A 20,815-nucleotide genomic window follows, 5' to 3' on the forward strand; every position below is an offset into this window, starting at 1 on the left:
CTCTCCCTTGACTGCTCAAGGGAGAGGGTGTTGCTGGCGGAGGATGGGGGATTTGAACCCCCGAGGGCGTTAACCCAACACGCGTTCCAGGCGTGCGCCATAGGCCGCTAGGCGAATCCTCCAGCTTGCCGTGCAAAACACGGCAGGTTCAAGAGTACCTGACAATGTGCCCAACTCACGAATCGGCACGCCCCCACGTGACGCAGGCCATGAATTTGACTGTCAGATGGACTAACTCACTGCAGGAAATAAGGGCAGCACGGCCCCGTTCAAGCCCTACCACCCTTACATCCCCTCGCAGTCAACGCCCGTGGCGGACCGTGTGAGGAAGTGGCCGCCAAGGCGGCCAAATGTCGCAGACAGCAGTGCTCCCGCCGCCTCTACAACACCCGCAACTTTACAACAACGCCAAGTTTTACCGGCTACTCCACGGCGCAAACGCTCATAATTGAGCCAAAAGGACAGTCTTCGGGAGAAGTGCTTCAGTGCCCTGCCCGCATGGCCAGTGCCGCCGTGACGAACCCCGCAAGGGCAAAGCCGGCCGCCATGATCCACATGAAGAACTGTTGGCCGGAATGCCGGTGGACGCGCTGGCTGGTGTTGGTGGAAAAGACCTCGCTGCGCATGAGCGCCGTAAGCGCCAGGCCGATGGCCAGCACCCAAAACAGCCATTGAAAAAGTCCGTAGCTCAACATGACGACCACTCCTCAGTGGCCCGGGCAGCGCAGAGGCCTGGGCGCCGCGGGGACCTGCTTGGCAATAGCTTCAATGCCCCATGTGGCGAACGTATCATTCCCGACGAGAAATTGATATGGTCCCGCATGGCCCGGGCGTGCAGCCGCGGGCGCGAATTCCAGCCGGCCCGCCGGAGGATTCGCACGCATCGCGACTGTCGGGTAAGCTGTTTTTCGGCCCCTCATGTGGCGTCACCCTGTGAACTCCCCCAGGACCGGAAGGTAGCAAGGGTAAGCGGGCTCTGGCGGGTGCATGGGGGGTCTTTACTTATCCCCAGATGTGCCTGAATTTGGGCATCTATGCGGCATTTTGTCAGGCGGATTAGATAGGGTCTAACTTGTGAGCGCACCAACAGCCCTGTATCGCCGGTATCGTCCGGATTCCTTCGCCACCGTGATTGGCCAAGAGCACGTCACGGCGCCACTCATGGCTGCTCTGGAAAAGAACCGCGTCAATCATGCCTACCTCTTCTCAGGCCCCCGCGGCTGCGGCAAAACAACCTCTGCACGCATCCTTGCCCGCTGCCTGAACTGCGCCAAGGGCCCCACCTCGCACCCCTGCGGCGAGTGCGACAGCTGCGTCGAATTGGCTCGCGGCGGCACCGGCTCACTGGACGTCATCGAAATTGACGCCGCCAGCCACGGTGGTGTTGACGACGCCCGAGACCTGCGCGAACGCGCCACCTTTGCCCCCATTCGAGACCGCTACAAAATTTTCATCATTGATGAGGCCCACATGGTCACCTCAGCCGGCTTCAACGCCCTGCTGAAAATCGTGGAAGAACCGCCGGAGCACATCAAGTTCATCTTTGCCACCACCGAGCCGGACAAGGTCATTGGCACCATCCGCTCCCGCACCCACCACTACCCCTTCCGGCTGGTGCCGCCGGAGCCGCTCATGGCTTATTTGGCACAATTGTGCGAACAGGAGGGTGTTGCGGTTGCCCCCGGCGTTCTCTCGCTCGTGGTGCGCGCCGGTGGCGGCTCTGTCCGCGACTCCCTCTCTGTTCTCGACCAGCTCATGGCAGGCGCCGGCGAGTCCGGCCTTGACTACGACCTAGCCGTCGACCTGCTCGGTTACACCCATTCCTCACTGCTTGACGACGTCGTTGAGGCCCTCGCCGCGGCGGACTCCGCCACCGTTTTCAAGTCGGTGGACAGGGTCATCCAGACCGGCCACGATCCCCGCCGCTTCGTCGAGGACCTGCTTGAACGCTTCCGTGACCTCATCATTGTCCAGGCCATGCCGGAAAGCGCGCACGCCATTTTGCGCGGCACCCCCGATGAGCTCATCGCCCGCATGCAGACACAAGCCGCTCAGCTCGGTGCCGCCGAATTGTCCCGCGCAGCCGACGTCACCAACGCCGCCTTTAATGAAATGACAGGCGCCTCCTCGCCCCGCCTGCACCTTGAATTGCTCGGTGCCCGCCTGCTCCTGCCCGGCGCCGACGCCTCCGCCCGCGGCATGGCCACACGCCTCGACCAGCTCGAACGCCGCCTTAACTACTCCGGCACGCCCGTCGCCCCGGCCGGCAATGCCCCCCCCGCCCCCGCCGCAGCTGAACCTTCTTCCCCCACCCAAAGCACGACGGCGGCCCCCGCCGATTCTGCCGGCGGCACCTCCGGCGGTGGTTTGGCTGCCGTACGGGCCCAGTTGGCGCGCGCCAAGGAAGCTGCCGGCGCTGAAGTCACCGCACGCCATGCCCCCGGGGGTTCAAATCCCCCCTCCTCCGCTGCGGAACAGGCCCCGGTTGCCTCGGCTGAACAAGCACCCGAAGCACCAGTGTCCGCCACGGCCCCAGTTCAATCCCCGGCAGCTGCTCCGCCAGCATCCGAGGCACCAGATGCTCGGACGGCTGCAGCCGAGCCCGCCCCGAACCAGCCTGTTGCACCATCAGGCCGGTCTTGGGATGACCTGCCCACTCCGTCAGGGACTCCGTCGGATGCTCCATCGGGCACTGCGCAGGCAATGCCGGCACAGGACCAGTCCCTCCAGCAGCAGGCACCCCAACAGGCTGCAGTTCAGCAGCCCGCGCCTCAACAACAGGCGCCGGCTGCCAGCCATGCCCCAACTTCCTCGGGCATCGAAGTCATCCGCCGCGCCTGGCCGGAAGTCCTTGGCTCGCTGCGAAACATTCGCATGGCCTCATGGGTCATCGTGAACCAAAACGTCGTGCCTCAAACGTTCGACGGCCAGGAATTGCGGGTCGGTCTCCCCTCGACGGGATTGATCAGCGCGTTCAGCAACGGCGGGCATTTGCAGAACCTGCAACAGGCCATCAATGAAGTCCTGGGCCTGACCATTTCGATCCTGCCCGTTGACGGCGAAGCTCCGAAAGCGAGCGCTGAACCAAACCCAAAAGTACGAACTGGTAACCCTTCGCCCCAACGCGAAGGGAACAACGGCCATGCCGCCCTCCAGCCGGCACGGAGCAACAATGCCGCGGCAGTAGCTGCGCCAGCCCAAGTAACGTCTCAGCAAGCAACTTCCCAGCAGACACCGCCGGCCCAGGCAGCACCGGACCAGGCAGCGAATCAGCCAGCGCCGGCAGCGGCTCAAGCAGCACCAGCCCGCGCCCAGGCCGCACCAGCACCTACACCTACACCTGCACCTGCACCTCAGATCGCAGCCCAGCAGACCGCGGCTGAAACCGTTGCACCCCAAAACACTGCCGCCCAGGCAGCTTCCCAGCATGCGGCGCCCTCGCCACAGCAGGGCGCTGCCAACCCGCAGGCGTCGTGGGACGGTCCTGCCGAACCCAGCGATTCATGGGGCGAACCGTACGCGGACCCATATGCGGGCGAGGAGCCCTACCCCGCTGAGGACGCCTACACAGCCGAGGACCCCTACGCGTCCGTTCCTCCACATGGCGACATTGCGCCAGCCCATGGCACGCCTAGAAGTCCCGCTGCACCGAGTGCACCGATGGTTCACACACCGCCCAAGGTGTCCCCCATTGCTGCATGGACCACCGGCTGGGATGCCCCCGTTGCAGCAGCTGTTGTCGCAGCGCCCGCAGCGCCGGAATCTCCCCGCCGCAGCGAACTGCTGGCGCAGCAAATCGCGGCCCAGGAGAATCAGCCGGGCAACCAGCAACCGGCACCCCAGGACTGGGGCGTTTCCCTGGGTCAGGGCAGCCGGACTGCCGTGGCCGACCCCGGTTGGGGCAGCATCTCCAACGCACCCGATTGGGCACAGGACGGCCCTGCCACGGACAACATTTCAGACAGCGCGCCCGGCACCCCCTCAGCTGCCACACCAGGAGAAGCTTCTGGCGCACCGTCCAGCGCAACGCCAGGCGTAATCGCTGAATCCGCCACAGGCACCATGCCGGCGGCAGATGATGTACCTTTCAATGCCGCCCTGCCTGTGGCCGGACAGCCCCTGGGCGCGTCTGCCGCGTACCCAACCCCGGCGGCGATGCTGGCGCCAGCACCATCAGAGGCTGCGGTCCAGGAGCAGGAGGGTCCGGCGTCGGGCATGGAACCAGGCGAAAAGCTGACCATGTACCAGCGACTGTCCAACAGCTCCGAGGCTCAGGCTGGGCGCGCCAAGGCTCCGGCCACCTCGGCGCAAACACCCTATGTGGAGGACGTGCCGAGCCCGGACGACGTCACCATTGAGGAGTCCGGGGTGGTGGGCCAGGCCGCCGTCGAGCGTATTCTGGGCGGAGTGCTGATCGAAGAGCGCTCCCTGAACCCGAACAGCTGAGCCACCCGGCCGGCACCATTTTTGAACCCATAGACAAGAGGCAAAGTGTACGAAGGAGCAGTTCAGGAGCTCATTGATGAGCTGGGGCGCCTGCCCGGAATCGGGCCAAAATCCGCGCAGCGTCTTGCCTTCCACATCCTGGAAGCAGACACGGACGACATGAAACGCCTGGTCAGGGCCATTGTCACCGTCAAGGAACGGGTGAAATTCTGCACCGTCTGCTTCAACGTCACCGAGGCGGAACTGTGCAATATCTGCCGCGATGAGCGCCGCGACCCCACCGTCATCTGCGTCGTCGAAGAATCCAAGGATGTCCTCGCGGTGGAGCGCACGCGCGCCTTCCGCGGCCGCTACCACGTCCTCGGCGGCGCCATTAATCCGATCGCCGGCATCGGCCCCGACCAGCTGCGCATCCGTGAACTGCTCACCCGTCTGAACGACGACACGATCCAGGAAATCATCCTCGCCACTGACCCCAACCTCGAGGGGGAAGCCACCGCCACGTACCTCTCGCGCATGCTGAAAACCCTCGGCATCACCGTGACCCGCCTGGCCTCGGGCCTGCCCGTGGGCGGCGACTTGGAATACGCCGACGAGGTCACCCTGGGCCGCGCCTTCGAGGGCCGCCGCAACGCCCTCACTTAAAGATGCTTATTTAGCGCAACCATATTAATATACGACGCCGGGTGCCCGGCTTTAGCGTCCGCCTTACCCGGCGTTGGCGATGAGTTGGGCGAGGCGCTCCTTGGTGGGGGTCCCAGCGGTGGGAACATACATCACAAAGTGCAGTTCGGGCACGTCCGAGGGCACCAACCGGTGCTGCTCAAACGTCAGCTCGCCCACGGTCGGGTGGATGAATATGCGCTGCCGGGAGGCGAATCCCAGCACACCTCGTTCGGCCCAGATGCCGGCAAATTCCGGGCTTGCTGCAGAAAGGCTGTCGACGAGTTCGGTGTGCGCTGCCGAGCCGAGCCGAGGGCCGGCCTCGGAACGGAATTCAGCCACGAAGTACCGTGACGTCAGCTCCCAGTCGGGCAGCATTTGGCGCAGCTGCGGGTCGGTGAAGACGAGCCGGAGCAGGTTCCGCTCCGCCGGGACAATCTCTGCGATGCGTGAATACAGAGCCTGGTAGGGGCTGTTCCAGCCAGCAATTCTCCAGTCGGGAGCCACGGCAAAGGCCGGAAAGTCCACGGCATCCATGAGCGCCTGCAGGTGTGGCGGCACATCCTCCAAGGTGGCCGTGCCGCCGGCCAGCACCGCACCGTGGCCGCCCAAGGCAAGCACATAAGCCTGCTCGGCGGCGCTGAGCCGCAGCACCCTGCCAATGGATTCCAGCACCTGGCGGGAGGCGTTGATGTCCCGCCCCTGCTCCAGCCACGTGTACCAGGTGACGCTGACGGCGGAGAAGGCAGCCACCTCTTCCCTGCGTAGTCCCATGATCCGGCGCCGGCCTATGGGAGGCAGCCCGTGGTCCGCACGAAGCAACCCCGCACGGCGGTCGCGGAGAAACTGGCCCAGCTCACGCCGTCGTTCTTCATTCATTTCACCAAATCTAGCACTGCCACTACTAGTATTGACGCCGTCTCCGCGGCGCACCCAAAATGCTGGTTGAGCGCCCTGAATGCTGGTTAGCTTGTTCCATGCCTCCATTACGTTCACGCACTGTCACCCACGGCCGCAACATGGCCGGCGCCCGCGCCCTCATGATGGCCTCCGGAGTGGCCCAGGCCGACATCGGCAAGCCGATCGTCGCCGTCGCCAACTCCTTCACGGAGTTCGTCCCGGGCCACACCCACCTTGCCCCCGTGGGCCGGATCGTCTCCGACGCCATCCACGCAGCAGGCGCCGTCGCCCGCGAATTCAACACCATTGCCGTGGACGACGGCATCGCCATGGGTCACGGCGGCATGCTCTACTCGCTGCCGTCGCGTGACCTGATCGCCGACTCCGTCGAGTACATGGTCAACGCCCACTGCGCCGACGTGCTCGTGTGCATCTCCAACTGCGACAAGATCACCCCCGGCATGCTCATGGCCGCGCTGCGCCTGAACATCCCCACCGTGTTTGTCTCCGGCGGCCCCATGGAAGCCGGCCGCGTCACCATGACCGACGGCTCCATCCGCACGCTGGACCTGGTCAACGCCATCTCCGACGCCGTGGACTCCTCCATCTCGGACGCGGACATCGACCTTATCGAGGCCAACGCCTGCCCCACCTGCGGCTCATGTTCGGGCATGTTCACGGCCAACTCGATGAACTGCCTGACCGAAGCCATCGGCCTGTCGCTGCCGGGCAACGGCTCGCTGCTTGCCACGCACACCGCACGCAAGGAGCTGTACGAGCGTGCCGGCGCCACCGCCGTCGAGATCGCCAAGCGCTACTACGAGGACGACGACGAATCGGTGCTGCCGCGCAACATTGCCAGCTTCGAGGCGTTCGACAACGCCATGGCCTTGGACATTGCCATGGGCGGGTCCACCAACACGATCCTGCACCTGCTCGCCGCAGCGCAGGAAGCCGGCCTGAAATACGACCTCGACGACATCGACGCGAAGTCGCGCCAGGTGCCGTGCCTGGCCAAGGTTGCCCCGAACGTGGCCGGCGACAAGACGTATTACATGGAGGATGTGCACCGCGCCGGCGGTATCCCCGCCCTCATGGGCGAGCTCAACCGCGGCGGACTGCTGCACACCAACGTCAACTCGGTCCACTCGAAGGACCTCACCGGCTGGCTGGACGACTGGGACATCCGCGGCGGCAAGGCCACCGAGCAGGCACAGGCACTGTGGACCGCAGCTCCAGGCGGCCAGCGCTCCTCCACCGCATTCTCACAGTCGGCCGAGTGGACCTCTCTCGACACCGACGCCGCGGGCGGCTGCCTGCGCTCCGTGGAGCACGCGTTCTCCAAGGACGGCGGCCTGGCCGTGCTGCGCGGCAACATCGCCATCGACGGCGCCGTCGTCAAGACCGCCGGCGTGGACGAGTCCATCTGGACGTTCGAGGGCCCGGCCGTGGTCTGCGAATCCCAGGACGAAGCCGTGGAAAAGATCCTCTCCAAGACGGTCAAGGCCGGCGACGTCGTCGTCATCCGTTACGAAGGCCCCCGCGGCGGCCCCGGCATGCAGGAAATGCTCTACCCCACGTCGTTCCTGAAAGGCCTGAAGCTGGGCAAGGTCTGCGCGCTGATCACCGACGGGCGCTTCTCCGGCGGCACCTCCGGCCTCTCGATCGGCCACGTCTCCCCCGAGGCGGCAGCCGGCGGCACCATCGCCCTGGTCCAGAACGGGGACCTCATCCGCATCGACATCCCCAACCGTTCCATGGAACTGCTGGTGGACCCGGTTGAGCTGGACGCGCGCCGTGACCTGCTCGAATCGACCACCGGCTACCAGCCCGTGGGCCGCGAGCGCGAGGTCTCCGCCGCGTTGAAGGCCTACGCCGCCATGGCCACCAGTGCCGACAAGGGCGCCATCCGCCAGGTCCCGGCGGATGTGGTCCTGATGAAGGCGCCGCGGACCGCGGTTCCCGTCGCGTAGCGCCCGCCCCATCCCCAAATCTGTGTGGCAGCTATTGGACGAGAAGGCGGGACGGGAAAGCGCTTGCTTCCTGCGTTTTCGTCTACTAACTGCCACATAGAAGGCACGACGGCGCCCGGCCCACCTTGGTGAGCCGGGCGCCGTCGGACTTTAATCAGCGCGGGACAGGTCAACGCAGGACGGGCCTGGCCTCAGGCCACACGCGTTCCCTTAGGCAATTTCCCGGCCGGGGTGCGCAGGGCCCGCCAGCCGAGGGCCAGGATTCCCGCTGCGACCAGCAATTGCAGGCCAAGCCCCAACGGCCACAGCGGCAGCTTCTGCTCGAGGTACCCCGTCACCACCTTGCCGTTGGCACACATGTACGTTGCTTCCGGCCCGGCCTGCGCATAGCGGGCGCCCTGGCTGATGGATTCGAACAGACCCGTCGAATAGTACTGCGTGGACGTGGCACTTCGCTCGGGGTACGGAATGGCATCGGCGACCACCACGAACGGGTTCATGCCCAGCATCCAGGCCACCCGCTCCGACCGTGGCGCTGGTTGTTCCACCAAGGGGCCAAAGCAGGCGTACTCGGCATTTTCATCCGTAATGTCCGCAGGTCTTGGCGGTGCCGGATACATCTCCTTCTCGTTATCTTCCAGACCGGAGTCAGGCTCCCCCTGATACATCTCTGCGCCCTTGTAATGCATCTGGTTTGCCGCCACCGTGCCGTTGCTGAGCATCATGCCCAGGCCAAAGGCGATCAGCGTGCCAAAGGCCAGCGCCGCGACCGTCAAGTACGTGACGACAATGGAGAACAGCGGCCGGTTGGCCAGCGCGGAGATGCCCACTCCCAGGGCACAGACAACCCCTAATTCAATGGCAAGCAGGAGCAGGGCAACCAGAATGTAGCCGGCACCCAGACCGCCTTGGGCGATGCCGAAAATCAGGAACGGCACGCTCACCACAAGAAAGGCGAGCGCAGCAAACCACGACGCCAGAAACTTCCCCCACAAAAGCTGCCCGGGCCGCAGCAAGGTCACTTGCATGATGGCCAGGGTTCCGGCAGCGCGGTCACCGCTGATGGCATTGGCCGAGAAGGCCGGAGCCACGAGCAGCCCGAACAGCAGCACGAACGCCAAGACGGCTTCAAAGATCAACGGTCCCGGGCCCACCACCGCTGCATCCTGACCGATCCCACCAAAATCAGTCTGATAATTGCTCTGCGCCTTCCAGCTGATCCAGGTCAGGGCCGTCACGAGCCAAATGAGCCCAAACCAGATGACCAGCATGATGTACCAGCCGCGCGAACGCAGGCGCTGGCGCAACTCCATTCCCACCACGGCCAACACGCCTGTGGCATAGCCGTTTATCCGGCCAGGACCCGGCGAGGGGGTTCCGGGGGCTGTCTGCGGGGCGGGCCCGTTCTGCATCGTTGTCATGGCTGCTCCACCTTCATGCTCATGTAGGTTTCTTCCAAGGCGCCCGTGGCCGGGGCAAAGGCACATACGGCCACGCCGGCCGCCACCAAATCGCGCAACAGCGCCGCCGCATGCTCTTCCCGTTCCACGCTGACACTCGCCGAAGGGCGCCGGCCCGTGCCCGGCTCGAAGGCCACACCCAGTGTTGTCAGCGCCGCGGCCAGGTCCGCCGGATCAAGCGCTGCAATGGAGTACTTGCGCCCCTGCCCGGCGGCTTGTTCCACGGACTGTGCCAGCACGGAACGGCCTTGGTTCACGAACACCGCACCGTCGGCGATTTCGTCAAGCTCCGCCAGTACGTGGGAGGAAACCACAACGACCTTCCCCTCCGCTGCGAGCCGCCGCAGAATGCTGCGCAGTGCAATGCGCGATCCCGGGTCCAGCCCGGAGGCGGGCTCATCGAGCAGGAGGACCTCGGGGTCGTGGATCAACGCGCGGGCCAGGCTCAACCGCTGCTGCTGCCCGCGCGAGAGCACCCGCGCCTTCTGGTCGGCCAGCGAGGAAAGATTCACCAGTTCCAAAAGTTCCTCCACGCGGCCCGGGATCTGCGCCTTCGGCAGGTGGTAGAACTTGCCCATGGTGGTCAGAATCTCGCGCGCCGTCAGCGCCTCCCACACGCCCAGCGTGTCCGGCATCCAACCAATTTTGGCCCGCGCCGCGGCGGGATCCTTGACCGGGTCAATGCCCATGACGCTGATGCTCCCCGTATCCGGGGCCAGCAGCGACGCCAGCATCAGCAGCAGAGTAGTCTTGCCCGCACCGTTGGGTCCGATCAAGGCCGTCACCTGCCCGGCCGGTGCCTGCACGTCCATCTGCACGACGGCGTGCACCTCACCAAAGCTGCGGGACAGTCCGGTGGCACTGAGCCCGAGGAAGGTTTCAGGGCTGGTTGGTTCGGGCGGGCGTGGTGCCTCTGGATCGGGTTCGGCCGCGTTGGGCGGTGGTGGCTGGAATTCGGTCATCGTAACCTCCCTGTGGGCCGCAATCGCGGTCTTGGGATCAGCCTAAGGTGCTGCGGGCGCCCAGGGCATCATCCCGTCGTCGGACATTGAAAGTGTTTTTCGAAAGAACCGGAAGCGTTATCCGCAGGAAACCGCGGCGTCATGGACCAGCATGTGGACACTTCAATTCCATGTTCACGCGGCGCAGGGCTAAACTTGGGTCAACTGCCTTCCGCGCTGATGATGCCGCATTGGCCCAGCGCGAGGCGCGGCCCGGCGCGAGCGGCAGCAATTTTCCTACTTTCAAGTGTTGCGTTAGGTAAGTCAATGAGTGTGCACCCATGAGCCTGATTGTTCAAAAGTACGGCGGATCCTCCGTGTCCGACGCTGCCGGCATTCGCCGGGTTGCCCGCCGCATTGTCAGGACCCAGGCGGCAGGCCACGAGGTCGTCGTCGTCGTTTCAGCAATGGGTGACACCACCGATGAACTGCTGGATTTGGCCGCACAGGTTTCCGAGCACCCCCCTGCCCGCGAACTCGACATGCTCATGACCGCCGGCGAACGCATTTCCATGGCGTTGCTGGCCATGGCGATCAGTGCCGAGGGCGGGGTGGCGCAATCCTTCACGGGCAGCCAGGCCGGCATGATCACCGACGGCATTCACGGCAAGGCCCGCATCATCGATGTTGACCCGCACCGTGTCCGCACCGCCCTGGACAAGGGCAAGGTGGCCATTGTGGCCGGTTTCCAGGGTATGAGCCGCCAGACGCACGAGATCACCACCATGGGCCGCGGCGGCTCCGACACCACGGCGGTTGCCCTGGCCGCAGCCCTGAACGCGGACGTCTGCGAGATCTACACCGACGTTGACGGTGTGTACACGGCGGACCCGCGCGTGGTACCCAGCGCCCAGAAGATCAGCAAGATCTCCAGCGAGGAAATGCTGGAAATGGCCGCCTCAGGGGCCAAGATCCTGCACCTGCGCTGCGTGGAATACGCCCGGCGCTTTGGCCTGCCCATCCATGTGCGATCCTCATTCAGCGACAACGAGGGAACCTGGGTCCTGCCCAGCCCCGACGACAAAATCAAAATCTCAGAGGGAGTTGCCTTGGAGCAGCCAATCATCTCCGGCGTGGCCCACGACCGGTCCGAAGGCAAAGTTACAGTTGTTGGCGTGCCTGACATCCCCGGCAAGGCCGCCATGATCTTCGGCATCATCGCCGGCGCGCACAGCAACATCGACATGATCGTGCAGAACATTTCCACCAAGGGTTCCGGCAAGACGGACATCTCCTTCACGCTGCCCATGGTTGAGGGCGAAGACGCACTGGCCGCCCTGCGCGCCCACCAGGACGAGGTCGGCTTCGAGGACCTGCTGTACGACGACAAGATCGGCAAGCTCTCCCTCATCGGCGCCGGCATGCGCTCCAACCCGGGCGTTTCCTACAGCTTCTTCAAGGCCCTGTCCGACGCCGGGGTGAACATCGATCTGATCTCAACCTCCGAGATCCGGATTTCCGTTGTGACCCGCGCAGACCTGCTCGACGTGGCCGTGCGTGCGGTCCACCAGGTCTTCGGCCTGGACGGCGACGCCGAAGCCACCGTGTACGGCGGCACGGGCCGCTAAATCCGCATTTCCTAGCGAGTATGTCTGAGGTATGCCGTACCCTCGAGGTATCTTCTTGTTATGGTGCTGTCTCCGATGCCCACTGGGAGTTCGGTGCCCCGTTGATGTCCAATTCTTCCGGGAAGTTGAAGCGTTCGTAGAATGAGACTGGTCCGGGCGGGCGAGAGCCCGCCCGGACCGAGCCAAAGCCACAACATTGGCGAAACGCGCTAGGACATTGCCCTACTGCACGAATCCGTCGGCGATATCGAGGACCTCGTCGAGGATCGCCAGCCCCTGGTTGATGTCGTCAATACTGATATTGCAGGGCGGAACTACGTGAATGCGATTGAAGTTGGCGAACGGCAGCAGGCCGCGGGTCTTGCAGGCTGCGATGAGCTGGTTCATTTCCGGGCTGGAGGCACCGTACGGTGCCAGAGGCTCGCGGGTTTTGCGGTCCTTGACGAGTTCGATTGCCCAGAAGACGCCCGTGCCGCGCACCTCGCCGACGGACTGGTGCCGCTCGGCGAAGCCGGCCAGTGCCGGGCCGATGACGTCGGCGCCTAGCTTGGCAGCGTGGCCCACCATGTCTTCAGTTTCCATAGCGTTGATGGTGGCAACTGCCGCTGCGGTGGCGAGCGGGTGCCCGGAGTAGGTCAGGCCACCTGGGTAAACGCGCTTGCCAAAGGTTGCGGTGATTTCCGGGCTGATCGCGACGCCGCCCAGTGGCACGTATCCGGAGTTGACGCCCTTCGCGAACGTCATGAGATCCGGGACAACGTTGAAGTGCTCCATGGCGAACCATTTGCCCGTGCGGCCGAATCCCGTCATGACCTCATCGGCAATGAAGATGATGCCGTATTTGGTGCACAGCTCCCGCACACCCTGCAGGTAGCCAGCCGGTGGGATATAGATGCCCGCCGACCCGGGGATGCTTTCCAGGACTAGCGCTGCGATCGTTGCGGGTCCTTCGAAGCCGATGAGCTGTTCGAGGTGCTCCAGGGCACGCTGGCTTTCTTCCTCCTCCGTCGTGGAGTGAAAGCTGGTCCGATACAGGTAGGGCGGAAAGAAATGGACGGTTCCGGTGCTGGCGGTATCATTGGCCCAGCGCCGGGGGTCGCCCGTCATGTTAACGGCCAGCTGCGTACCGCCATGATAAGAGCGGTAGGCCGAGAGGATCTTCGCCCGCCCTGTGTGCAGCCGGGCCATGCGCACGGCATGTTCATTCGCGTCGGCACCCCCATTGGTGAAGAAGACCTTGTCCAACTCTCCCGGCGTGCGCTCGGTGATGAGGCGGGCCGCCTCGGACCGGGCCTCATTGACATAGCTCGGGGCAATGGTGCACATTTTTGCGGCCTGCGCGGCGATGGCCGCAACCACACTCGGGTGCTGGTGGCCGATGTTCGTGTTGACCAGTTGTGAGGAAAAGTCCAGATATTTCTTCCCCTCCCCGTCCCAAACCCAGGATCCCTGCGCAGCCGAGATGACCATCGGGTCCAGCAGGTCCTGGGCAGACCAGGAATGGAAGACGTGTTTGCGGTCGAGCTCGTAGGCCCGCCGGGCGGCTGCAACGTCGATGGCGGGGTATGCGTCGGCGACAAGGAGTCCGTTGTCAATGGTCGAAGTCATGTTCTTTTCCTTCTTCAGTGAGTCCTTAGGAGTGGTGTGGGTTAAGCGTTCTGGGGGAAGCCAAGATTGATTCCGCCGTGGCTGGGGTCCGCCCAGCGGGTGGTGACGGCCTTGCCACGAGTGAAGAAGCTGACGCCTTCGGATCCGTGTGCGTGAGTGTCGCCGAACAGGGAGTTCTTCCATCCGCCGAAGGAGTAATAGGCCATCGGGACGGGCACGGGGATATTGATGCCGACCATGCCGACCTCAACTTCGTTCTGGAAGCGGCGGGCCGCACCGCCGTCGTTGGTGAAGACCGCGGTGCCGTTGCCGTACGGGTTGGCGTTGATCACGGCGAGAGCATCATCAAAGCTTTCAACCCGCAGCACGGAGAGGACCGGGCCGAAGATTTCGTCCTGGTAGATGGACATGTCGGTGGTGACGTTGTCGAACAGGGTGGGACCGACAAAGAAGCCGTCGCCTTCAGCATCCGGGGCGATGGTGCGCCCGTCGACCACCAGGGTGGCGCCGGATTCCTCGCCGGCGTCGACATAGCCGGCCACCTTGTCCCGGTGCGCAGAAGTGACCAACGGACCCATGTCGCAGCCGCGCAGTCCGTCACCCGTGCGCAGGGCATTGGCGCGGCTGGCGATCTTGGCGACCAGTTCATCGGCGATCCCGCCCACAGCCAACAGTGCGGATATGGCCATGCACCGCTCACCGGCGGACCCGAAGCCGGCATTAATGGCCGCATCCGCGGCCAGATCCAGGTCAGCGTCGGGAAGGACGATCATGTGGTTCTTCGCCCCGCCAAGTGCCTGGACGCGCTTGCCGTTGGCCGTTGCAGTTTCATAGACATACTTGGCGATGGGGGTGGAGCCGACGAAGGAAACGGCCTTGATGTCCGGGTGGGTCAACAGGGTGTCCACGGCCACCTTGTCACCTTGCAGAACATTGAACACACCGTCGGGCAGGCCGGCTTCTTTCCACAGTTCCGCCATCCAATTCGCAGCTGTGGGGACCTTCTCGCTCGGCTTGAGGATGACGGTGTTGCCCGCCGCGATCGCCAGCGGGAAGAACCACATAGGTACCATGGCCGGGAAGTTGAACGGGCTGATAATGGCCACCGGGCCCAGGGACTGGCGGACGGAATGGATGTCCACTTTTGTCGAGGCGTTCTCCGTATAGCTGCCCTTCATCAGGTGTGGCATCCCGCAGGCGAACTCCACGACTTCCTGGCCGCGGCTGACCTCCCCCAGCGCATCATCGAGCACCTTGCCATGCTCGGAGGTGATGATTGCGGCCAACTCGTCCTTGCGGGCGTTCAACAGTTCCCGGAAAGTGAACATGATCTGGGTGCGGCGGGCCAGCGACATGTCACGCCAGGCAGGAAAGGCGGCCTTCGCCGCGGCAACGGCGGCATTGCCGTCCTCCACCGAAGCCAAGGCCACCTCGGCCGTGACCTTACCCGTGGCCGGATTCATGACCGGTGAGGTGCGCTCCCCGGCCGGAACGTAGCTGCCGTTGATCCAGTGCTCGATGGTGTTCAATGCTTCTCCTGTGTTTGATGGGCTCGTGCCCGCTGTGGCGATTGATTCAAGTCTGCCCGCCAGACAAAGACTCCGTAATTGGCAAGGTGTAAATACATACTCCATCTGAATTACACTATGTAAATGCTGCCAACCCTCCGCTCCATCCTTGACCTTGCCGTGGTGAACGATGCCGGACCCTCCATCTTGGGTGGCGCGGCCGCCCTGGATGTCCCCGTGCGCTGGGTTCACGTGAGTGAACTACTTGATGTGACGGGCCTGCTTTCGGGCGGGGAGCTAGTCCTGACAACGGGACTTGAGCTGGACAAGGATCCTAGCTGCACAGCCTCCTACATCCGCTCGCTGGAACAGGCAGGCGCCGCTGGTCTCATCGTGGAGCTGGCGGGGCCGCGCACACGTAGTCTTGCGGCACTGCAGGCGGCGGCCCAACACTCAGCACTGCCGGTCATCACGCTCGAGCGCCGGGTTCGTTTTGTAGCCATCACGGAGACCGTGCACCGGATGATCGTCGCCGAACAGCTCGAGAGGGTTGAACGGGCCCGGGATGTCCACGAAGTCTTCACCGTGCTGAGCCTGGAGAGCGCAGAGACGCAGCAGGTGGTCGAACAGGCCGCGGCCATGATCGGCGCCCCCGTCGTCCTCGAAGACCTCCAACACTTGGTGCTCGCCTACGCCTCCGACAGGATGGCCACTACGGAACTGTTGGAAGATTGGGAACGGCGCTCCCGCACAACACCCTCCTCCACCCGGACAGCCCGCACCGGCCCCGAACTATGGCTACAGGTCCCGGTCGGAGTACGGAGCCAACTGTGGGGCCGTCTGGTGGTCCCTACTGCCGTTGAAGATGACGAGATGACGTCCATAGTCCTCGAACGTGCTGCCCAGGCCTTGGCCATCAACCGGCTGGCAGAACGCGATCAAAGCGAACTTGCCCACCAGGCCCAGGCCGGTCTGCTCAACATTCTCCGCAACCCCCGAGGAATGGGTGAGGCCGAGGCCTTGGCCCGCACCGGGTCCCTTGGACTCAAGCGCGCTCCCTTCTACCTCCCTTTGGTATTCCGGACAGCACCACGCAGCAACATCACTTTGGGGACCACCCCCCCGCCCGACGACCCGCTCGCACGCCAGCAGGAGGAACGCGAACTGCTCGAGCTCCTGGCTGAAACATTGAAATCTATCGCCGGCAGCGCCCTGACGGCAAGCATCCAGTCTGGCTCTATCGGCATGGTCCTCGCGCTACCCGCGAGGCAACTAGAAACGCCAACACTAGACCGACTAACAGACAGACTGGCCGCCAACGCCAGCGAAGTAACCGCCCGATGGAGAATCGGCGTCGGCCGCCTCCGCGGAACACTTCTCGAAGCAGCGGCAGGAATCAACGAGGCTGCGCTCGTGGCGGAAACAGCAGCAACGCTTCACAGCCCAGATCGGCCTTTTTACCGCGCCACGGACGTCCGGCTTCGCGGCCTGCTGACCTTGCTGCGTAACGACCCCCGTGTCCAGCAATTCGCAGAATCCGAACTCGCCGGCATTCTCGATGCAGAAGCCCAGGGCCGGGAAGGACTCTTGGACCTCCTCGGACAGTACTTGGAATTCGGCGGCAACAAAGCCTCGCTGGCTCGCAGCGGATACCTCAGCCGGCCAACCGTATACGCACGCCTCGCGAAGCTAGAAGCACTACTCGCCGTCGACCTCAACGACGCTGAATCGCGCACATCGCTCCACGTGGCATTGCTCGTGCACAACCTACGGCGAGAATCACCGTAGACGACCTCAGGGACGCATAGCCAAGCCCTTCACACAGACGCGGCCGTGCCACTTCGTCGTCGCTGAGCTTGACAACAAGATTGCCTCCGGCGTAAATAGCCGATCCGCTGTAGTGATCGAGAAGCGCGATTTTGCGGTGTCTTCAAGCAGCTGCTTCGGGTTATTTTTGGTTAGCGTATTTGCTGCCCTGCGGGTTGCTGGCTGCCACTGTGGCCGTTGGCCAAAAGAGGTGCCGGTCCGACTCCCCAACCATAGGCCAGCTTGTGGGCTTCAAGCACAAAGAATGTCTCCGTTGCAGACACGCCGTCGATCAATTGCAGCCGGTCATAGAGCAGTTCCGTGTAGTGCGCCAGATCTCGGCACACCACCTCAACCATGACGTCATAGCTTCCGGTTGTGAGCACAACATAGCTGGACTCTTCCAGCTCGGCCATAGCCTGGCATACTTTCCTTGCCTTCCCGGGCGCACAGCGCACGCCTATCAGCGCAAGCCGGTCAAAGCCAATCGAGAGCGGATTGGCGATTCCAACGATCTGGAGCGTGCCTGACTCCTCCAGGCGCTGGACCCGGTACCGCACCGAAGACGCCGGTATGCCGGTTTCCTCGGCAATATCCTTGAATGATTTGCGGCCATCAAGCTGGAGCACTGCAATAAGCTGGCGGTCAATGTCGTCAAGTTCGGTCATGGCGAGTCCTTCGGGCTGTGGCTTGATCTAATCCCTTATTAAGTGGGTGCGGCTGTGGCGATACACCTGCATCGCCACAGCCGCTCCTAGCAATTACCTTAGCTGAGGTGGATAACACCTGTGCGCAGGTCAGTCATGTCGAGCAGTGTGTGGACACCACCGATGCGACCCCAACCGGTGCCCTTGCCGCCGGCACCGCCGAACGGCATGTTGATATCCCACCAACCGTTGGAGTCGTTGACAACAACCTGGCCAACTTCCAACTCTTCCATGAAGCGGTAAGCAGCCTTCATGCTCCGGGTGAAGACCGCACCCTGCAGACCCAGAGCGTCAGCATTGGCGATGCGCAGGATGTCGTCATCGTCCTGACCAACAATGATGGGCAGGACGGGACCGAATGACTCTTCTCTACCCAGCAGGCTGTCTTCGGTCACGTTGTCCACGACAGTGAATTCGTAGTAGAGGTTAGTAGGGAAGGCGGTGCTGCGCTGGCCGCCCATGAGGATATCGAGGCCGCGTTCACGGGCGTCCGCCATGTGGGTGTCCATTTTCACGGCAACCAGCTCGTTGTTCAACGGGCCAAGGTTGGTGTCCTCCGCGAAGGGGTCACCCAGCTTGACGGTTGCCTTGGCGTACTCCAAAACCTCCTTGACGAATGCCTCATGGATGTCCTTGTGGACAATGACGCGCTCGGTGGCGCAGCAGACCTGGCCGGCACAGAAGTAGGTACCATCAACGGCAGCCTTGGCTGCGCGCTTGAGGTCGGCGTCAGCCAGCACGACGACGGGACCGTTGCCTGAGCATTCCATGATGGAGCGCTTCAAGCCTGCCGTCTTCTGGATCTTGGCCGCTGTTGCTGACGAACCGATGAAGCCGATGGCGTCAATGCCATCGTGGGAAACCAACTTGGCACCGAAGTCTCCTTCACCGGGAAGGATGGAGACGAGCCCTTCAGGCAGGCCCGCTTCAACGAGACATTCCATGGCGGCCAGGACTGTGAGTGCCGTGTTTGCCGGCGGCTTTACAACGTGGGCGTTGCCCGTGGCCAAACCGGGAGCAACGAACTCTGCGAACATGAGCAGCGGGAAGTTCCAGGGCGTGATAATGCCCCAGACGCCAACTGCGGCACGGAAGGTGAACATGCGCTTGTCGGTGTCCGAAGAAGGGATGGTCTCGCCATTTAGCCGGATGGCATCTTGCGCATGCAGGTGGAAGAGCTGAGCGGCTTCCTTGACGTCGGCTATTGACTCAGCCAGCGGCTTGCCCTGCTCGGTGGACTGAATGCGGGCGAGCTCATCGACGCGAGCTTCGAGCGCATCGCCGATCTTGTGGCAGATTTCTGCGCGCTTGAATACGCCCAGCTTCTGCCAGGAGCCCTTGGCTTCGTGGGCCTTTGCTACGGCCAGATCCAAATCCGCTTCGGTGGGGACCGGGATTGAGGCGATGAACTCTCCGGTGGACGGACTGATTACGTCATAGCGCTCCTGCCCGCTTCCGTCTGAGTACTCTCCGGCGATGAAAAGCTGTGTGCGTGTGGGCACCATTACGGCGGTCATTGATTCAATGTCCCTTTCTTGAGCTGTTCTTCAAATGATGATGTAGATCACTATAGCCGGGTTACACTTGACGTCAACATCAAATTTGAAACATTTCTTGCTGAAAATACAAATATTGATCCATCTATTGACTTTCACAACAAATTTGACAGGCTACTACTTGATCCAATAACTAGCTGTCCGAGAAACAACCACCGATGTAGAGAGGTAAGCATGTCTGAGCAGTTGACGCTCCCTGAGAGCACTGAGCAATTACCGAAGAAGATGCGATGGTTCGATGGTTTCGCCATGTCAATGACCATGCCGGCCGCGTTGATCGCAACACTTGGCGCCTCCATTGCCGATCTGGGCGGTTGGGGTGCGGCTGTTCTGTGGGCCATTTCGATGCTGCTCGCTATGGGCGTCAACTGGATCTACACGGAACTTGCCACCATGTTCCCGGATTCTTCGGGCGGCATCACCCACTACGCCGCAGAAGCGTGGAAGAAGCGAGCCCCCTGGGTGGCACCATTGGCCAGCGTCGGCTACTGGTTCCCGTGGGGCACCAACTTGGCAACATACGGCGCCATCACAGGCGCCCTAATCCAAGCTCAGTGGTTCCCCAATTCAACATGGGTTGTCAACCTTGGCCCCTTCGAGCTGAGCCTGCCGATCGTAATCGGTATTGCCGTCATCTTGTTCATGTACCTGATCAACATCATCGGCGTTCGTCTGACGATGGCGTTTGTCTACGTCACAGCCGGCATCCTCATGATTCCCCTGTTCGCCTTCATCGTCCTGCCGCTGTTCAGCGCCGACTGGAATCCGGGGGAACTGACCTGGAACCTGCACGGCATGGCCGGCTTCCACAAGGCGCTTGTTTGGCTTTACATCATGGCTTGGACCACTTTTGGTATTGAGGTTTGCGCCACGTTCGCCCCTGAGTACAAAGACTCAGTCAAGGACACCACCAAGGCCATCAAGGCTGCCGTGCTCTTTTGCTTGGGCGTCTTTTTCTTGGTCCCGATCACCTTGGGCGGCTACGCTGGCGAGGCTGCCATCCAGGAGAATCCGGCCACCTTCTTTGTGGCGAGCTTCGGTTCATTGGTTGGCGGAGCCTCCGACATCATGGTTCTGTGCCTGATTGCATCACTGCTGTTGATCATGACCACGTCTGTTGCTGACGCTTCCCGGGTTCTGTTCAACATGGGCAAATCCGGCATCACCATCCGCGCCGTTGGCAAGCTCAATAAGCGTGGTATCCCGATTCGTGCCCTGAACGTCATGCTGATCCTGAACATTGTTGTTCTTGTTGTCTTGAAGTCCCCGCTCGCCATCATTGTTACAGGCAACCTCGGCTACATCCTGACCCATATCTTCGCAGTCTCAGGCTTCTTCATTCTGCGCAAGGACCGCCCCGATGCCAAGCGCCCTATCAGGCTTCCGTCCTTTTTCGTCCCCCTGTCCGTTGCGCTGACGGTCGTGATGGCGGTCATCCTCGTTGTCGGAGCCACCGGTTTCTCAGTGACGGGCTATGGAGGGTTCAAGGAATTGGCCATTGCCCTGTGCGTTCTGGCTGCTGGAGTAGTGATCTGGATCTTCGTCAAAAAAGACGACGCCAAAAAAGCTGCCACCCGCGAATCATCGGACGCCTAGTCACAAAGCGTAAGGACAACACA

The 20,815-nt window shown here is 62.8% G+C and carries 14 protein-coding genes, 1 tRNA gene and 1 other RNA gene; 7 read left to right on the top strand and 9 right to left on the bottom strand.

Annotated features, from left to right (window positions below; translation table 11 throughout):
* Positions 1 to 34: 34 nt before the first annotated feature.
* Both art_RS11350 and art_RS11355 read right to left on the bottom strand, forming a co-directional pair.
* Positions 35 to 122, bottom strand: a tRNA-Ser gene (locus art_RS11350).
* Positions 123 to 482: 360 nt separating this feature from the next.
* On the bottom strand, positions 483 to 695 hold the full coding sequence (locus tag art_RS11355) for a hypothetical protein (RefSeq protein WP_038465052.1): 213 nt from the start codon (positions 693 to 695) through the stop codon (positions 483 to 485).
* A gap of 212 nt (positions 696 to 907) precedes the next feature.
* Between art_RS11355 and ffs the strand changes: the two genes are divergently transcribed.
* The 3 genes from ffs to recR all read left to right on the top strand — a co-directional run bounded on the left by ffs (position 908) and on the right by recR (position 5,091).
* An RNA gene (gene ffs / locus art_RS21690) (signal recognition particle sRNA small type) lies at positions 908 to 1,003 on the top strand.
* A gap of 71 nt (positions 1,004 to 1,074) precedes the next feature.
* Positions 1,075 to 4,446 (top strand): DNA polymerase III subunit gamma and tau, encoded by a 3,372-nt coding sequence (locus tag art_RS11360; protein WP_082000254.1) that lies wholly within the window; start codon positions 1,075 to 1,077, stop codon positions 4,444 to 4,446.
* Between the two features lie 45 nt (positions 4,447 to 4,491).
* Positions 4,492 to 5,091 (top strand): recombination mediator RecR, encoded by a 600-nt coding sequence (recR, locus tag art_RS11365; protein WP_038465056.1) that lies wholly within the window; start codon positions 4,492 to 4,494, stop codon positions 5,089 to 5,091.
* A 63-nt stretch (positions 5,092 to 5,154) separates the two neighbouring features.
* On the opposite strand, the gene art_RS11370 is transcribed toward recR, so the two are convergent.
* On the bottom strand, positions 5,155 to 5,988 hold the full coding sequence (locus art_RS11370) for a helix-turn-helix transcriptional regulator (protein ID WP_038465058.1): 834 nt from the start codon (positions 5,986 to 5,988) through the stop codon (positions 5,155 to 5,157).
* Between the two features lie 98 nt (positions 5,989 to 6,086).
* On the opposite strand from art_RS11370, the gene ilvD reads away from it, so the two are divergent.
* The gene (gene ilvD, locus art_RS11375; RefSeq protein WP_038465060.1) at positions 6,087 to 7,982 is read left to right on the top strand and encodes a dihydroxy-acid dehydratase; all 1,896 of its coding nucleotides are present in this window, start codon (positions 6,087 to 6,089) and stop codon (positions 7,980 to 7,982) included.
* A gap of 191 nt (positions 7,983 to 8,173) precedes the next feature.
* On the opposite strand, the gene art_RS11380 is transcribed toward ilvD, so the two are convergent.
* Both art_RS11380 and art_RS11385 read right to left on the bottom strand, forming a co-directional pair.
* Positions 8,174 to 9,403 carry an ABC transporter permease gene (locus art_RS11380; RefSeq protein ID WP_253901331.1) on the bottom strand — a complete coding sequence of 410 codons (1,230 nt, stop codon included), beginning with the start codon at positions 9,401 to 9,403 and terminating at the stop codon, positions 8,174 to 8,176.
* Positions 9,400 to 10,404, bottom strand: coding sequence for an ABC transporter ATP-binding protein (locus art_RS11385; protein WP_038465062.1), 1,005 nt, complete (start codon positions 10,402 to 10,404; stop codon positions 9,400 to 9,402). Before art_RS11385 ends, art_RS11380 begins: the two co-directional genes overlap by 4 nt.
* Before the next feature lie 320 nt (positions 10,405 to 10,724).
* Between art_RS11385 and art_RS11390 the strand changes: the two genes are divergently transcribed.
* Positions 10,725 to 12,011, top strand: a complete 1,287-nt coding sequence (locus tag art_RS11390) for an aspartate kinase (RefSeq protein WP_038465064.1) — start codon at positions 10,725 to 10,727, stop codon at positions 12,009 to 12,011.
* Between the two features lie 222 nt (positions 12,012 to 12,233).
* On the opposite strand, the gene art_RS11395 is transcribed toward art_RS11390, so the two are convergent.
* Positions 12,234 to 13,619: an aspartate aminotransferase family protein gene (locus art_RS11395; protein ID WP_038465066.1), complete on the bottom strand. Its 1,386-nt coding sequence runs from the start codon at positions 13,617 to 13,619 to the stop codon at positions 12,234 to 12,236.
* A gap of 41 nt (positions 13,620 to 13,660) precedes the next feature.
* A complete protein-coding gene (locus tag art_RS11400; RefSeq protein WP_038465067.1) occupies positions 13,661 to 15,148 on the bottom strand; it encodes a CoA-acylating methylmalonate-semialdehyde dehydrogenase in 1,488 nt (495 codons plus the stop codon).
* 123 nt (positions 15,149 to 15,271) lie between these two features.
* On the opposite strand from art_RS11400, the gene art_RS11405 reads away from it, so the two are divergent.
* Positions 15,272 to 16,915, top strand: coding sequence for a PucR family transcriptional regulator (locus tag art_RS11405; protein WP_038465069.1), 1,644 nt, complete (start codon positions 15,272 to 15,274; stop codon positions 16,913 to 16,915).
* A gap of 170 nt (positions 16,916 to 17,085) precedes the next feature.
* Here the strand turns inward: art_RS11405 and art_RS11410 are convergent, their stop codons facing one another.
* Together art_RS11410 and art_RS11415 are read right to left on the bottom strand one after the other, a co-directional pair.
* Positions 17,086 to 17,601 (bottom strand): Lrp/AsnC family transcriptional regulator, encoded by a 516-nt coding sequence (locus tag art_RS11410; protein WP_052136323.1) that lies wholly within the window; start codon positions 17,599 to 17,601, stop codon positions 17,086 to 17,088.
* Between the two features lie 98 nt (positions 17,602 to 17,699).
* The gene (locus tag art_RS11415; protein WP_173425233.1) at positions 17,700 to 19,157 is read right to left on the bottom strand and encodes an aldehyde dehydrogenase; all 1,458 of its coding nucleotides are present in this window, start codon (positions 19,155 to 19,157) and stop codon (positions 17,700 to 17,702) included.
* A 213-nt stretch (positions 19,158 to 19,370) separates the two neighbouring features.
* On the opposite strand from art_RS11415, the gene art_RS11420 reads away from it, so the two are divergent.
* Complete coding sequence (locus art_RS11420; RefSeq protein WP_052136325.1) at positions 19,371 to 20,792, top strand: APC family permease; 1,422 nt, start codon at positions 19,371 to 19,373, stop codon at positions 20,790 to 20,792.
* Positions 20,793 to 20,815: the final 23 nt, after the last annotated feature.

Origin of the sequence: Arthrobacter sp. PAMC 25486 (assembly GCF_000785535.1) — a bacterium.
Lineage (GTDB): Bacteria > Actinomycetota > Actinomycetes > Actinomycetales > Micrococcaceae > Specibacter.